Origin of the sequence: Segatella bryantii, assembly GCF_022024215.1 — a bacterium.
GTDB classification, from domain to species: Bacteria; Bacteroidota; Bacteroidia; order Bacteroidales; family Bacteroidaceae; genus Prevotella; species Prevotella bryantii.
In genome coordinates this window covers 1,053,347-1,069,313 of record NZ_CP091797.1, presented here as the reverse complement: position 1 = coordinate 1,069,313, position 15,967 = coordinate 1,053,347, and the positions used below count along the sequence as shown (strand labels likewise).

At 40.6% G+C, this 15,967-nt stretch carries 15 protein-coding genes and 1 pseudogene; 15 read left to right on the top strand and 1 reads right to left on the bottom strand.

From position 1 onward, the window contains the following. Positions 1-580: 580 nt before the first annotated feature. The 12 genes and pseudogenes from L6471_RS04125 to L6471_RS04075 form a co-directional block, all read left to right on the top strand. Positions 581-754, top strand: a pseudogene (locus tag L6471_RS04125) (DNA damage-inducible protein D); the annotation flags it as partial. A 720-nt stretch (positions 755-1,474) separates the two neighbouring features. Beyond that, a complete protein-coding gene (locus tag L6471_RS04120; RefSeq protein ID WP_237797186.1) occupies positions 1,475-1,573 on the top strand; it encodes a hypothetical protein in 99 nt (32 codons plus the stop codon). A gap of 334 nt (positions 1,574-1,907) precedes the next feature. After that, on the top strand, positions 1,908-3,443 hold the full coding sequence (locus L6471_RS04115; RefSeq protein WP_237796933.1) for an MATE family efflux transporter: 1,536 nt from the start codon (positions 1,908-1,910) through the stop codon (positions 3,441-3,443). Between the two features lie 6 nt (positions 3,444-3,449). Then, positions 3,450-4,322 carry an SDR family NAD(P)-dependent oxidoreductase gene (locus L6471_RS04110; RefSeq protein ID WP_237796932.1) on the top strand — a complete coding sequence of 291 codons (873 nt, stop codon included), beginning with the start codon at positions 3,450-3,452 and terminating at the stop codon, positions 4,320-4,322. Positions 4,323-4,418: 96 nt separating this feature from the next. Further along, positions 4,419-6,071: a thiamine pyrophosphate-binding protein gene (locus L6471_RS04105; RefSeq protein WP_317221432.1), complete on the top strand. Its 1,653-nt coding sequence runs from the start codon at positions 4,419-4,421 to the stop codon at positions 6,069-6,071. 11 nt (positions 6,072-6,082) lie between these two features. Further along, positions 6,083-7,327: a polysaccharide pyruvyl transferase family protein gene (locus L6471_RS04100; protein ID WP_237796930.1), complete on the top strand. Its 1,245-nt coding sequence runs from the start codon at positions 6,083-6,085 to the stop codon at positions 7,325-7,327. Next, positions 7,315-7,515 carry an acyltransferase family protein gene (locus tag L6471_RS14245; protein ID WP_404830150.1) on the top strand — a complete coding sequence of 67 codons (201 nt, stop codon included), beginning with the start codon at positions 7,315-7,317 and terminating at the stop codon, positions 7,513-7,515. The genes L6471_RS04100 and L6471_RS14245 overlap by 13 nt, the downstream gene beginning before the upstream one ends. Positions 7,516-7,566: 51 nt before the next feature. Further along, positions 7,567-7,953 (top strand): hypothetical protein, encoded by a 387-nt coding sequence (locus L6471_RS04095; RefSeq protein ID WP_237796929.1) that lies wholly within the window; start codon positions 7,567-7,569, stop codon positions 7,951-7,953. Positions 7,954-7,961: 8 nt separating this feature from the next. Next, on the top strand, positions 7,962-8,351 hold the full coding sequence (locus L6471_RS04090) for a hypothetical protein (RefSeq protein ID WP_237796928.1): 390 nt from the start codon (positions 7,962-7,964) through the stop codon (positions 8,349-8,351). 8 nt (positions 8,352-8,359) lie between these two features. Further along, on the top strand, positions 8,360-9,109 hold the full coding sequence (locus L6471_RS04085; RefSeq protein ID WP_237796927.1) for a hypothetical protein: 750 nt from the start codon (positions 8,360-8,362) through the stop codon (positions 9,107-9,109). Continuing rightward, on the top strand, positions 9,106-10,446 hold the full coding sequence (locus L6471_RS04080) for an O-antigen polymerase (protein ID WP_237796926.1): 1,341 nt from the start codon (positions 9,106-9,108) through the stop codon (positions 10,444-10,446). The genes L6471_RS04085 and L6471_RS04080 overlap by 4 nt, the downstream gene beginning before the upstream one ends. A gap of 50 nt (positions 10,447-10,496) precedes the next feature. Next, a complete protein-coding gene (locus tag L6471_RS04075; RefSeq protein WP_237796925.1) occupies positions 10,497-11,111 on the top strand; it encodes an acyltransferase in 615 nt (204 codons plus the stop codon). A 155-nt stretch (positions 11,112-11,266) separates the two neighbouring features. Here L6471_RS04075 and L6471_RS04070 read toward each other — a convergent pair whose 3' ends face one another. After that, a complete protein-coding gene (locus L6471_RS04070; protein WP_237796924.1) occupies positions 11,267-12,232 on the bottom strand; it encodes an IS110 family transposase in 966 nt (321 codons plus the stop codon). 216 nt (positions 12,233-12,448) lie between these two features. Between L6471_RS04070 and L6471_RS04065 the strand changes: the two genes are divergently transcribed. From L6471_RS04065 to L6471_RS04055, 3 genes are all read left to right on the top strand, one after another. Further along, on the top strand, positions 12,449-13,516 hold the full coding sequence (locus tag L6471_RS04065; RefSeq protein WP_237796923.1) for an alpha-1,2-fucosyltransferase: 1,068 nt from the start codon (positions 12,449-12,451) through the stop codon (positions 13,514-13,516). Positions 13,517-13,656: 140 nt separating this feature from the next. Continuing rightward, positions 13,657-14,508, top strand: coding sequence for a glycosyltransferase family 2 protein (locus tag L6471_RS04060; protein ID WP_237796922.1), 852 nt, complete (start codon positions 13,657-13,659; stop codon positions 14,506-14,508). Positions 14,509-14,510: 2 nt separating this feature from the next. Further along, positions 14,511-15,551 (top strand): glycosyltransferase family 4 protein, encoded by a 1,041-nt coding sequence (locus L6471_RS04055; RefSeq protein WP_237796921.1) that lies wholly within the window; start codon positions 14,511-14,513, stop codon positions 15,549-15,551. Positions 15,552-15,967 lie beyond the last annotated feature (416 nt).

The window sequence follows — 15,967 nt, the reverse complement described above, 5'->3', positions numbered from 1 at the left end:
ATAGTAACTTTGCAAAAGTTTAAACCTAAAGTTTGAATAAATAAACATACAGAACCTACCACGAAAAACTTCAATCGTTTATCTCTGGCAGCTTTGCTGAGCATATATTGAAAGCGTGGTAAGGCATCTGAAGAAGATATCCAGTAAGACTGCAGGCAAAGTATAAAAGAAAATTCGCCCCAAGGTGGTTATAACCGGTTTATCTAAACTATATCCTTTCGAAGCCGAAAAAATAGAATAGGCTGCGAAAGAAGGATAGATATATCTAGGTTTACTGTATATCCCCAACAGTGGGAAAGTTATTACAAAATATACGAAGGAAATTTTACTGGGGCTTGTACGTATTGGAAGAGTAGATAATGAAAATCTATTGCCAGGCACAATCGGAATAAATGCTTGATTGGCCTAGTTAAAATAAAAATCAAATATTATTTTTTTTAGCAAAATATCCGTTATGCAGTGCAATCATTGCCTTTTAGGCATGAATGTATCTGGGCACGGATATTTTTTGTTTCTTATAATTATACGAGAAACCAGTCAAATCCCGATATACTCAGTTTTATAAAATTTTCGAATATGGATAATGCCTCTTTTGGGATATGCAAGGTGGGAAAATTTTGTTGTTGCTATAGGAAGTGCTATTGAATTTTGTAAATCTCAGAATATCAATGTAGATGATCATTTTCGTGAAGTCACGAAAATGATAAATATAGCAAAAGGAGCAAAGAGGGAAGTAAAGGATTTTACGCTTACTTGATTTGTTAAGCAAAGGAGGGATTCAACCTAAAAAACTACCTCCAGTTGAAGATATAAAAAAGGTAGAGCGAAGAGTCTCTAGCAATGAAAAGAAACTACAATAAAGGCTCCGATATGGAAGTGGCAGAAAGAGAGAGAGGGCCTTATTCGGAAGATGTTGGAATACTTTACAAAATTCCAATGCATCATCACAGATCGATCTAAGACGGCTCCGTCACCTTGGCTATATTACTGGATTTCAGATACCGCCCAATACATGTGGGCCAGGACTGACAATCTTTCATTATGAAACGATAATTGTAGGCAATGCAACACTTGGAGAGAATTGTACGCTCTTTCCCGGTGTACTTATTGGCAAAAAAACAAGTACAGGAAGGAGTGCAAATATTGGCAATAATGTCTATATATGTTCAGGTACCAAAATTATTGGTGATTATACTAATATCGTATACATAGCTGATACATTGAGGACAATGCGAACAGGTAAACGTCTTATTTTCCGCCTTGACACCTGCACATAAAAATATTACCTTTGCGGCATCAGAAAAGTTATGCCGAAAGAAAAAGTCAATTATCAAGAAGTCTACGATTTGTATCAGCTGTGCAGTGAGACTAAGGATCTGAAGGAGTTCTGCTCCGAGTATGGTGTCAACTATGACAGTCACTTGAAAATACAGCCTTCGTCTTTTCGCTTACGGAGAGTTGCAGGCTCAACTGCATCAATCCAGAGACATACCTTGAGAGGCTCTTCAAGTGCATAGTCAGCAAAGAAACCTATGACAAGCGGCAATTGCTGCCCTGTTATATCAAAATATAGGTTAAACTTGGAAAATCTTTTTTGCGCAATCCACATAACCGGCTGAAAAACAGCCGGTTATGTGGTGTGGCAGAAAATAAGACGTTTACAAGAAGTCACCAAACAAACTGTACGGCGTGACCTCTTTCGTTCTAACGATACCGTTATATTCTAAAGTCGCGAACGAATCCGTTACAAAAACAATTAATTTCAAAGAGCGCATTGTAAATGTTAAACAGAAGGACATCCGTGCCTGGTCAACCGAGCTCCTGCCCAAGAATTGGGTTACAGAACGGAACAAGACGCTCAGAAAAGTGAGCTAAAATTGGCACAACGAACTGGAACCCTATAAAATATGTCAAATCTAACATCAGATAATAATAAACGAATAGCGAAGAATACCCTTCTTCTATATCTTCGTCTCATCCTTACCATGGGCGTGGGACTGTTTACAAGTCGAGTCGTACTCAATACTTTAGGTGTTAAAGATTATGGAGTATATAATGTAGTAGGTGGTGTCGTGGCAATGTTCGCCCTTTTCACAGGGTCGTTGTCAGCTGCGATAAGCAGATTCCTCACTTATGAATTAGGAAAGGGAAATGTGCATAAGCTCAATGTGGTGTTCTCTACGAGTGTCACCATACAGTTGGTATTGGCTATTTTGGTTAGTCTCCTCGCAGAAATAGGAGGTGTGTGGTTCTTGAACACTCACATGAATATCCCGGCTGATAGAATGAATGCGGCCAACTGGGTGTTGCAATTCTCTATCCTTACCTTTGCTATCAACCTTGTCAGTGTGCCATACAATGCGGCAATAATTGCACATGAGAAGATGTCGGCATTTGCTTATATCAGTATCTTGGAAGTGATATTAAAACTGGTTGTGGCTTACACGCTTTATGTATCTCCGATAGATAAACTAAAAACATACGCATTTTTACTGGCATTTGTTGCCTTGATTATACGTTTTGTTTATAGCATATATTGTAGTCGAAACTTTGAGGAATGTCATTATAAGTTTGTCTTCGACAAATCACTTCTGAAACAGATGACAGGATTTGCCGGATGGAATCTCTTAGGTTCAGGTGCATACCTCTTCAATACGCAAGGTGTCAATATTGTAACAAACTTGTATTTTGGCGTTGCCGTCAATGCCGCTCGTGGTGTGGCAAGTCAGGTGGAAGGTATCATCCGTCAGTTCGTTACCAACTTCACCACTGCTATCAATCCGCAAATTACCAAATCTTATGCGGCTGGTGATATGAAGTATATGTATAGTTTGGTTTGTCGTGGTGCCAAATTTTCCTATTTCTTGATGTTCTTCTTTGCTGTACCGTTCATGTTTGAGACGGAAACCATCATGCGTTTATGGCTGAAGAACTATCCACCAGAGGCACCGCTGTTTCTCCGCTTGTCAATGATAGGCACTTTGTTTGATATATTAGGAAATGCCACAGCCAATGCAGCTTGGGCTACAGGCAATGTAAAACGGTATTATATCGTTATTGGTGGCGTAGGTTGTTTGGTCTTCCCTCTGTCCTGGATTGCCTTTGCAATGGGAATTGATGCATATGCTTCTTATATCGCCTTTGCTGTAGTTTATTTGGTCTTGGTGTTTTTGAAGTTGTATATCATCAAAGGATTGATCGGTTTTCCTGTTATAGAGTTCTACAAAAATGTCTTCGGTAGGATAGTTCCAGTTTCTATCCTTTCGTTCGTGTTGCCAGCCATTGTATATTTCAACATGGATAATTGCTTGCTGCGCACATTTGTCGTAATAGCGATAAGTGGCATATCTACAGCTGCGATAACTTATTTTATTGGTATGTCAAAAGGGGAAAGAAGTAAAATCATTCAGATTGCTAAACAGAAGTTGAACAGAAACAAATAAAGATATATGGGGTTTAAACAATACATAAAACGAGGTGTTAAATTCATCTTGCATGGCGTTCCGGAACGTAAGGTTTATGCACAAGTTTCTTATCTTGCTCCAAGTGAGCTGTTAAAAGGTAGAACGGCACTTGTCACAGGTGGTACAAGTGGCATCGGGTACGAGGTGGCTAAAGCTTACATCAATGCAGGGGCACGGGTTGTCATCACTGGCAGAAATGAGGAAAAAGTGAAGAAGGCATGTGAGGCAATTGGCAAAGATGTTTCTCGGAAAGGAAACATCTTTGGTATAGTCATGAACAATACTGACGTGAAGTCAATGCCAAGTAAACTTCAAGATATAGAACGAGTGTTGGGTACTGGACATATTGACATTCTTGTCAATAATGCTGGTGTTGTCGGAGGAGAAGTAAAGGATTGTACAGAGGAATTGTATAACACTATTCTTGATACGAATTTGAAGGGAACATTCTTTTTATCGAAATTGGTTGCAAGCTATTGGGTGGACAAACAAATTGAGGGTAATATCTTGATGATGGGATCGAGTTCCTCGCTTCGCCCAGCCACATCCGCCTATACGCTGACCAAAAACGCACTTTATGGTTTCACCAAAGGCTTGGCAAAGGTACTTGCCCCTCATGGTATCACGGTGAATGGGTTGGCTCCAGGTCCTACTGCCACTCCTATGACTATGCCGAATGGAGTAAGGGATGAAATATCCTTTCCTAATCCTTTAGGTAGATTTGTTATGCCTGGCGAGATTGCCAATATGGCCGTATTCCTTGTCAGCAATATGGGACGCTCCATTATCGGTGACATGGTGTTTATGACAGGAGGCTCAGGCATTGTGACTTTTGATGACGTGAAATATTCATTTTAATTTAGAAACATAGACATGCAATATCATTATACAAACGAAAAAAATGTTCTTTTCTGCATTTCGCTTCTTAAGGCGTATGGTGTTAAAAAAATCGTTGTGAGTCCAGGGACAACGAATGTGACGTTCGTCGCTTCTGTGCAACGTGACAGCTATTTTGAGCTATATTCTTCGGTGGATGAAAGATCGGCTGCTTACATTGCTTGCGGCTTGGCTGCAGAAAGTGGTGAGCCTGTTGCTTTAAGTTGTACGGGAGCTACTGCCTCACGCAATTATTATCCAGGCATCACTGAGGCATATTACCGCAAACTGCCTGTGCTTGCCATCACTTCCACACGTGATGTTTCCAAGATTGGTCACCTCCATGACCAGCAAATGGATCGAAGCGTACAGCCTAATGATACGGTTAAATGTAGTGTTCAGATTCAGACTATTAAAGATGCTACAGACGAGTGGGATGTGATGATCAAGCTGAACAAAGCCATGCAAGCCTTGACTCGCAATGGCGGTGGTCCAGCCCACATCAATCTGACCACGACTTATTCACGTGATTATTCAGTCTTGGAATTGCCAAAGGTTCGTAAGATAGGTCACTTTACCATATTCGATGAACTTCCACCTATAGAGCAGAAGAAGATTGCAATTTACGTTGGTACTCATGCCAAGTGGACTAAGCGATTGACAGATGCCGTTGACAAATTCTGCCAATCTCATAATGCTGTAGTATTTTCCGAACCATGTAGCGGATATAAGGGCAAATATAGAGTGTTCTATTTTATGGCAGGCAATCAACCTGTTCCAGACGATAATAAATGCCCTGATTTATTAATTCATATAGGAGAGGTCAGTGCTTTCCCTGACACCTTCAGTGGTTGTAAGGAAGTTTGGAGAGTGAACGAGGATGGTGAGATCCGTGATAAACTTCAGAAACTTACTAATGTTTTTGAAATGCCTGAGTATGCTTTCTTCGAGCATTATTCTATAGATACTGTGGGTGATGACTCTTATCTTACTGCATGCAAAAAGCGTAATGAAGAATTGCAGAAGATGATACCAGAGTTACCGTTTTCTAATGTCTGGATAGCTCAACAGATGCACGATAGTATTCCTTCTGGTGCAGTGCTACACTTAGGCATATTGAGTTCTCTGCGTGCTTGGACACTGATGGGTACACCTGCCAACATCGACATCAATTGCAATGAAGGCGGTTTTGGAATTGATGGTAATATGTCCTCGTTGTTGGGAGCGTCGTTGGTACATCCCGACAAACTGTATTTTGGAATTGTCGGTGATTTGTCTTTCTTTTATGACATGAACGTAGTGGGTAATCGCCACCTGCGCAGTAATGTCCGTATTATGATCATTAACAATGGCCGTGGCAATGAGTTCCGTCTTTATACGAATCCTGCCCGTATGTTTGGTGCGGAAACAGACGAGTATATTTCCGCTGCAAGACATTTCGGTAACAAGTCACCGCTCGTTATCAAGCATTATGCAGAAGACTTGGGATTCGAATATTTCTCAGCAGTGAACAAGGAAGAGTTCCATAGACATTGTCAGCGGTTCTTAACTTCAGAAATGACAGGCAAGCCTATGATTTTCGAAGTATTTACCGATACGGAGGATGAGAACACTGCATTATATACTGTCAATAACCTCGACCAATCGGCTAAAGACAAATTGAAAGATAAAATTAAAGGCATCGTGGGCGAGGATACCATCAGGAGTTTAAAAGCATTTATCAAGAAATAACAAGAAGTACAATGAATATAGTTATTGTAAACCAACCATTGGGAAACCGTGGAGACGAGGCGGCTCACAGAGCTTTGGTTCGTGAAATCAACAAGAGATTCCCTGAAGCGAAGGTGGAAGTATTTAGTCCGAATGGCAATCCTGCAATATTGAAGGAAATTAGCGTCAAAAATCCAAACAACTATTACAATTCGGAAAAGATTAGCTATAGATTCTATAAATATTTTGTAAGATATATTCTTTATAGTCCTGCTCTTTATCCCTTGTGGGGATTACAACCAATATTTAGGGCGTGGATAAATAAGTTGAAATGGGCGAATGTGGTTGTCTGCGCTCCTGGTGGCATCTGTATGGGTGGTTTTATGAATTGGAGCCATGTGTCTTTCCTTGCCATTACCAAGTATTATCAAAAGCCAATCATCTATTTCTGTCGTTCCATCGGTCCTTTCAGTGATGAGACTATGGACAAAAAGGTATTTAAGCGTGTAAGTATAGATTTGTTGAAGCATTTTGACTATATCTCTCTTCGTGATGGAAAAAGTCAGAAGTTGGCAGACTCTTTGGGCGTGAAGTACCATTCTACAACGGATGCAGCATTCTTGGATAATACAGAAGTATCTGTGCCAAATGAAATCAAAGCAGTGATAGGTGACAAGAAATATATCGTCTTTGTTCCTAACAGTTTGACTTGGCATTTCTATTACAAGAATACGCCACAAGACTATATTGATACCTATTATATTGATATCATCAAGCATATTGAGCAGAGATACCCTGATTGTCAGATAGTGATGCTCCCACAGACATTTATGAACCCTTCATGGGGTAATGATGTGGATTATTTCCGTGATCTTCATAAGAAGTATCCATCAAACCAAATTACGGTGATAGATGATATTTATGGCTCTGATGTGCAGCAAGCTGTAATCAAGGGTTCGGAGATGGTCATTGGTGCACGCTATCACAGCGTGGTCTTTGCCATCAACCAGGCTCGTCCTTTCTGTGCGCTGAGCTATGAGCATAAGATTGAAGGACTCTTGCAGATACTGAAGTCCACCGACAGCATGATAGACATCAAGGATATTTTTGCCGATAAGGATGTGCTTACTAAAGCTACCGAACAGACTTTGAGTATTATCGATAAGGCGATGGCTGACAAGAGCGACCGTACAACGCTCCGTGACCAGGCAAAGGATATAGCTTTGAGCCAGTTTGATAATATCGAAAAAGTTATCAGAAGTAGATGCAGGGAATGAAAATAATGAAAGAAAAGGCAGCACGAAAAGTTTGGGTTGACTACTTGAAAGTGCTTGGCATGGTGTTGATAGTATGGGGGCATTGTGCTCCAACACATTTTTCTTCCTTTGCCTATGCCTTTGATGTTCAATTGTTCTTTTGGGTATCAGGGTATCTTACTAAAAACAGGTTCGTACCTTGGGGATAGTTTGCACGGAAAACTTGGCGCACCCTTCTTTTGCCTATGTTGCTGATTTGTATGATTGCGTTATGCTTGTCTGCATTGATGGGCAGGAGTTCCTGGATGGATTTGCCAAAGTCTATGCTCCTTGTACTGGCAGGTTTCCATTCCTTCTATGGCATAGCGGGTTGTGGAGCCATGTGGTTTGTATATAGTTTGATTATCATAAGAGGGGTGCATAATTTAATGGTTTCGTATCCGAAATATCAGCCTTTCTTGTGTCTGATATTTATGTCATTAGCCGTTTGGTGGCAATCTCAAAGGTACGATGCGGCAAGTGCATGGATAAATGTGTTGCTAGCCTATCCTTTTTTTTGTTTGGGCAACTGGTGCGCTAATGGATTATTGGCAAAACTAAGAGATAAGTTGATACCATTTACCCCCCCGTTTATCGGATATGATTAAATGTAATAGTGATAGTCTTAACAATTGGGGTGTATGTGCTGGCTCAGATTAATGGCATAGTATATATGTATAAGGGAGAGTTTGGTAATAGCATCCTTTTGTTTCTTATAGGTAGCAGTCTTGGAATCCTGATGATGGTGATTGTTTGCAAGATGCTGGCGCACAAGGGGAAAAATTTGATGGCGATCTTGTCTTCAGGTACAATCTTGATGCTGGGATTCCAAAGCCATTTCTTTAGGGTTATGACGGCAATTCTCGTCAAGGTTGGCATTCAGAGAGATTCCTGGACTTTTGATATATTGACACTGATGGGTAGTTTTGTCATAGTGTTGGCTTTCTATCCCATCATAAAGATTACAAAACGTTATGCCCCGATATTGATGGGCATGAGAAAATAAAAACATTCATGAAACGAATAAAACGAGATACATTGCTGTTCTTGACGGCTTGTGTGCATCCCAAGGGAATGGCACAAACAGTACTCCAAGATGGTGATGTCAGATTGCGTCAGTATCTTGACGCTATTAGCTTCTATTTGGATAAGTATTCTTACAAGATATTGGTGGTTGAGAATACTGAAGTTGATTTGTCTCCTTACTTTCAAAAAGAGATAGAGCAAGGCAGATTGGAGTGTATGACATTTGATGGAAATTCTTTCGACCGTTCTTTGGGAAAGGGGTATGGGGAAGGTCTGATTATTAACTACGCCTTTTCCCATTCCCAGTTCATTAAGGAGTGTAAATTTTTGATAAAGGTGTCGGGTAGGCATCAAGTGTTGAATCTAGGCTCAATCATGAAGGCATCAGAGTGGTTCTTGAATAAAAAGGAGGACTTGGTAGTATGCGAGATTAATTCAGTGAATAATTTTGCGCGCAGTGATTGTTATATTGCCTCAAAGTCTTTTTACGAAAGATATTTGAATGAAGGTTTATTGCATTGCAATGATAGCAAGAACATTTGGTTTGAGCATGTCCTTTATAATAGTATTGTTCAGTCACGCAAGGACGGTTTTCAATTTTTGTATATTCCTTTTGCCCTTGATCAAAGGGGGGACTCTGGAACTAGTGGCGAAAGTATAGCTAAAACAAGAATGAGAAGAAAACTGCATTTTTTTGCCAATATGTTATATTATAAAGTTAGAAGGGGTAGAATATGATAGGATATTTACTTTTGGGACTTGCTATATTGTTATATCCATGTTTAAAGAAGTGGAGCTTATTTTTGTTTATAACATTTTGTTGTGGTGGTTTTCAAGTTTTGAATCAAATTGTATTGGGGGCTAAACCTGCAGACTTGGCGGCAATATACACAATAGTAATATGTATTTATTCATTTTTTGCAGAAAAAAGGCATTATGAAAATGACTTAGTGCATAAACTATTTAAAGTCTTTGTGGCCTTTTTTATATTATCCGTATTTTTTTCTCTGTTTCATTATGGATTTACATTGACACAAGTCATTCAAGGAAGTCGAATGCATTGGACTTTCTTAAGTTTCTATTTCTTGCAAAAAACGAGAAATGAAGATGTAGAATGGATTGTGAATAAAATAATACGAATTACTATATTTGTATCTGTTTTGTACATAATTCAGGTATTGACAAATTTACCAGTGTTGCCATATGTTGTTGAAGATAATATTGATAGAACAACAGGTATCGGACGATTTTATAACTATCCGTATTTCTTAGGATTCGTTATTTATGCAGTTACTATATTTCCTGACAAATTCAAGGTTAAGAGAAAGAATATTTGTTTAGTAATTTTGTTTTTAGCCCTTCTCTGTACACAGGGAAGAACAATGATGATTTCTTTGATTCTCATGTTGTTTATAGGATTGTGGCTAAATGGACATAGAGCTAAGCTTTTAAAAATAGGCATTGGATTGGGTATTTTTCTTTTGCCATTTGCAGATTTGATTTCTGCAAGATTTTCTGCGTCTGGAGGTTCAAATTCAGATATTCAAGCTATTTTCAATGGAAGTTTCAAGTATGATTTAGATTTAGGAACGGGAACGGGGTATTCCGATTCTGGAGGTACGATGAGTTATCGTTTCGCTTGGATTTACGAAAGGGCAGAATATCTTTCAAGGAGGCCATTATCTGAAAATATTTTTGGATTAGGCATGATTTCAGAATCACAATCAGCTTTAGTTAATCGTATGTATAAGTTTTATTTGGGATTAGTACAAGATAATGGATTCAGAACTCAGATAAGTACTCCTGATATATCGTATGGTAATTTCTTAACACAATTCGGATATGTGGGTGGTTTTATACTGATATTATTTTGGATTTCCATTTTGTATAAATTATATATCAATCGGAATGGTCATCCTATCATATTCAGTACTATGTTGCTTGTCCTTTTCTATTTTGTGAATTCTTTGGCAGGTTCTACAATGTCTAATATGTATAGTTTAGGATTTCCTTATCTCGTGCTGTCATTGATTTACCAAAAGAAAAATCAAAAAGTATTATCTGTAACTGTATGAAACATCTAATAGAAAATATACTGTCTCTTCCCAAAAGCTTATATGTCAGTATGAAATTCTTTCCCTTGGTGCAAGCAATCCGCATACCCATATTGGTGAAATACGACACTAAACTGACAAGTTTAAGCGGAACAGTAAAATTCAATTATGGGGGGGTAAAAACAGCAATGTTGACCATAGGCTTTGGACAAGTTGGTATTGTGGATAAAAAGTACGAACGTTCTATCATTCAGATAGATGGTAAGTTGATATTAAATGGAAAAGTAAACTTGGGTACTGGTAGCAAACTTTGTGTAACAAAGACAGGAATTCTGACGATAGGAGATAGTTTTATCAACACAGCCAAGGCAACCATTATTTGTGATAACCAAATTACGATAGGCAACAATGTGCTCGTATCCTGGGATACTCTAATCATGGATACAGATTGGCATTCGGTTATGAATACTATAACGAATGAAACTTTCTCTTGTGTCGGAGAAATTTCAATCGGGAACAATGTCTGGTTGGCTTGTCGAGCTGTAGTATTGAAAAACTCATGCATACCTGATGGTTGCATTGTCGCAGCAAATGCCTTGGTCAACAAATCTTTTGTTACACGACAAACTTTGCTTGCCGGTAATCCTGCAAAAGAACGAAAGCAAAACATAACACGCAAACTATAAGCAATGAACTGTAATACGAAAAATGAACATGGTTAACGATTATTAGCACTTAGTGCTGAATCGTTGCCTCTCATGGGGGCTTCTCGCCCCCAACCCCCTCGGTGTTTTCAGGTATTAGATTTTCTATCCTGATACACTTCTGGGAAATGCAGGAGCTACTTCTTTGACGATACATAACCATCGACATAGAGTTTCTCCTGAGTGACAACGGCAAAAGCCTGCCGGATGAGTTTATTTGCTACGGCAATGATAGCGACCTTCCCAGGCTTTCCATTAGACCGCAGACGGTCGTAACAGGCTCTGCACTCAGTGTTGCATCTTAGCGAAGAGCACGCCGCGACGTAGAGTTGACTCCTCAAAGAAGAGTCCCCGTTGCGGTTGATGTGACCTTTGAAATTGACTGAAGTACCGGACTGCTGATAAGTCGGCGACAATCCCAAATGGCGGGTGAGTTGCTTGGCATTATCAAAGTAAGTGAAGCCGCCAGTGGCCATGATGAGTGCAGCAGCAAGGGTGACGCCAATACCTTTTACAGAGGTGAGCAGATCCATCTGCTTTTTGTACTCAGAACGGGCAAGTGAAGAGAGATCCTCTTCGAGATCCTTAACCTGCTTCTCAAGGAAGGCAATGGTTTTCTCGATAGACTTCTTACACTTGGCATCAAAGAACGGCAACACCTCCATAGAGCCTTTGAGGTTCCTTGTGGCAATGAGCTGCTTCTTGAGCTGGCGAATGACTGTACGCTTCTGCTTCAGGGTGAGGATAGCGTCACTGCGAAGCCTGTAAGGGGCTGGATTCATCTTCTCCCCGTAGAGGGCAATCAGGCGGGCATCTATCTCATCCGTCTTGACGGTGGATAGCATGGCACGGGCGAAGTTCTTCACTTTAAGCGGATTCTCCAGGCTTGTCGTGATGCCTGCCTCCGAGAGCAGATAGACAAGCAGAGCACTGTAATTGCCTGTCGCCTCCATGACGCAGTGATGCTCATCCTTGGAGATAGTCCTGATGAACTCATGAATACCTCTGGTGGTGTTCTTGAATGTCCTCGTCTTGCTGTTCTTCTCTGGAGAATAAGCGACAACGAGAGTGTCCTTGCTGACGTCGATACCAATGTAAGTCATAACTATAACGAATTTAAACAAATATGCAACATCGAAACATCTTGGAGCCATCATTACGCATGCGGGGTCAAAGCCCAGTGAACTGTCCGGATTCGGATGTTAAGGAGCGGGGGCTGAACATTGCTTACTGTCTTATGACGAATGAAAAATCGGCCTTATTCCACTTCCTTGATGTTGTTAACGAATGTAAAGATAAACAATTAATTTGAATATATAATGAAAATAGTACATATAGAATCAGGTCTGGGCAACCAGATGCTTAGTTATTGTGAATACTTGGCATTGAAAAGCCTTCATCCCGACGAGGATATATACATAGAGACGATGATATACGACATTCCCGAATGTAACGAGGTCATCAAGCAATGGAATGGTTATGAGCTGAAGCGTATCTTCGGGATTGATGCTCCTAACATAAAAGAGCGATTTACAGAAGAGCAGTGGATACAAATCTTGAACGAGGTGCATGCCTCTGAGTTTTGGGACAAAAACTGGAACTATCCAGTATATATCACAAACGCTTTCCGCAATGCAGGTCTTGATATCCGAAACATACGCGGTGACTTCGAGCAGAAGGTAGCAACACGCAACCTCAACATGAAGGTGGAATACAAGCCAACGTTGAAGGAAAGGTTGATAGACTCGCCATTGGGTGACTTGTTCAAGCGCACCTATCGCTCAATCCGCAAGCAGTATTTCATCTCTTGCGACTGTCATTATCAAGATGTTTTCTATGAAGGGGATGACAGCGTGTTCACAGGTCAATGGCTTTCTCTGAAAAGAATCGGGAGCGGTATGGAGCGGATAGAGAAAGAAGTAAGGGAGGTTTTTACTTTTCCGGAGTTCAAGGACTCTCAGAATAAGAAAATAGCAGCCTTCCTTGATGGTTGCAATGCCGTTGCCATCCATGCTCGACGTGGCGATATGCTCGGCTGCAATGGTTATTGTTATAAGTTCGGTTATTTCAAGCGAGCTATCAGTCATATCAAGAAGAAGGTGGAGAATCCAGTGTTCGTATTCTTTTGCGACCCAGGGAGTGTGGAATGGTGTAAGCAGAATGCCCAGATTTTCAATCTCGACTTTGCGAAAGACAAGGTGTATTTCGTGGATTGGAATAAGGGAGAGGAAAGCTTCCGTGACATGCAACTTATTGCGCACTGCAAGCACGCCGTCATCACCAACAGTTCTTTCGGTTGGTGGGGAGCGTTCTTCATTCAGAATCCGAATAAGATAACCATCTCTCCTAAACAGGAGATTTCCACCAATACCACTTATCATTGTTAAAAACAAAGAATCAATGGAAAATAAGATATTATACTCAATCATTACACCTGTGTACAACAGGGCTGACTGCATCATGAGGTGCATGCAGAGCGTGGAGAAATCCATGCAAACTCAATTCGGGGGGGGGCAATATTGAACATGTGATAGTAGATGACGGCTCGTTGGACTCAACAGCTTCTATCGTTGAAGATTATGCCAAGCTGCATCCTCATGTCTTGTTCGTGAAATTTCCTCAAAACAGAAGAACGAATGCCGCCCGCAATGAGGCCATCCGCAGAGCAAATGGCAAATGGGTTGTCATACTCGACAGCGATGACTATTTTTGCGAGACTGCACTCTCGGATATAGACAATACCATCAAGGCAAATCCGTCCTTCGGACATTATGCTTTTGCTGCCGATGATATGCTGGGATATTACAAGGACAATTTGATTATCAAGGGGGCAAATCGGAAAGTGGTGAGCTATCCGGATTTCCTGAATGGTTATGTGAATTGCGACTTCATACATGTGATGCAGCGTGAGGTGTTGCTTCGCCATCCATTCGATGAGGAACTGAGAATATACGAGGGACTTTTCTTCCTTCTCTTTTATCGGGATGTGCATCAGGTACTGTTTACCAACAAGGTGGTCACTGTCAGAGAACGCCAGCGTGCCGACTCCGTTTCCCGTAATGTTATCAGAACTAATATAGTCGTTATCCGAAAGAATGCGAAAAGTCAGGAATTGATGCTGCAATATTTTGGCGACGACTTGAGGCTGTTGGGTATGACAAGGCGTTTCCATGCCATCAAAGTATCGCTGTTTGAGGATTATATTCTCTTGGGTGAATATGGCAAGGCAAAGGGGCTGAATATCTCAAATTTCTCTGGAAAAAAGGAGAAAATTCTCAGTGTGGTCTGTCGTTCGCATACAGGATGGTGCTATCGTCTGCTATTACAGTCTTATCTTCTTTTGAAATATAAATTATTGAAGAAAAAACTAAAGGTATAGAAATGAAAATATTACATATATGCTGGTCGCTCGATAATGGCGGAGCAGAGAATATGCTCGTTGACATCATAAACTATCAGGTAAAGTACGAAGATGTATCGTTGTTCATCGTCAACGACCGTATAGACTATAGTATCTTCAACCGCCTGGACAAACGGTGCCATGTCAAGCGGATGGGAAGAAAGGAGGGCGACAAGAATCCTTTTTCTCTGTTGAATATTTACAGTTACCTACTCTTCCACCATTTTGACATTGTTCATCTTCACAATTCTGACATGATCAAGTATTTGTGGCTGAAGCGCAATTATGTACGCACTGTACACAATACCAACATCAGTAACCAAAACTACAGATGGCACAAGGGAATCATTGCCATCTCGGAGTCTGTTAAAGAGGATTTGGAAAGTCGGGGCATTCACAGAAGCGTAGTCATCGACAATGGCATCAATTTCTCATTGATTAAGCCTAACATGCGAAAAAAGAAAAATGAAGTGTTCAGAATGATTCAAGTAAGCCGAATCTACTTCGGACAGAAGGGACAAGACATTTTGGTGGAGGCGGTCAAGAAAGTGCTTTCGCATGGAATAACCAACATTCATTTGGATTTCATCGGTACAGGGCAAGACATTGACAGACTAAAACAAATGATAAAAGACAACCGTTTGGAGGAGTATATATCATTGTTGGGCAACAAACCACGTGAATACATCTATGAGCATCTTTGCGACTACGACCTTTTTGTGCAGCCGTCACGATTCGAGGGTTTTGGCTTGACCGTGGTTGAGGCAATGGGGGCGAAGATTCCTGTGCTCGTGAGTGAGAACGAGGGACCGCTTGCCATCATCGAAAATGGCAAATATGGCTTTACTTTCAAGAACAAGTCGGTTGATGACTGTGCCGGGCAGATAGAGAAAATCATGAAAGCATATCCTACCAAGGATTTTCTGGAGTCGGCATATAGGCATGTTCATACCCTTTATAACGTTGACAACACGGCACAAGGCTATCTGGACTTTTATCAGAAGATATTGCGAAATAGCTGACAGACACTTTTTCACGATTTGCGCATTTTTTTGAAAGCAAAAGCGATAGAATTAAAAGAACCACAGTTAGTGGTTTTTATGTAGTTATCCTTAAGTAGTGATAATTGCTACGAACGCGCAGTCCGTCCATTCACAAATCTCCGAAAGAACTTCGGTGGATTTAGCTGTGAGCAGGGTGCCAGAGTCACAGCGACATTCTTTACTTTCGTTGAAACCTGCAAGCTAATGGCAATGGCTCGACTGGATTTCTTCAGGGGATTCTTTGACATGATTTTAGCTGGAAGAAGGGATTATCCTTGATGACAGATGCTCTTTTAGTTTAACCTGTTTAAAAATAGAAAAAGTTCAAATTCTTAAAATACTCTGTATCCCCAGTAAACGTTGGGGATGGAGTTGTATTGTCATAGGGGATGGAT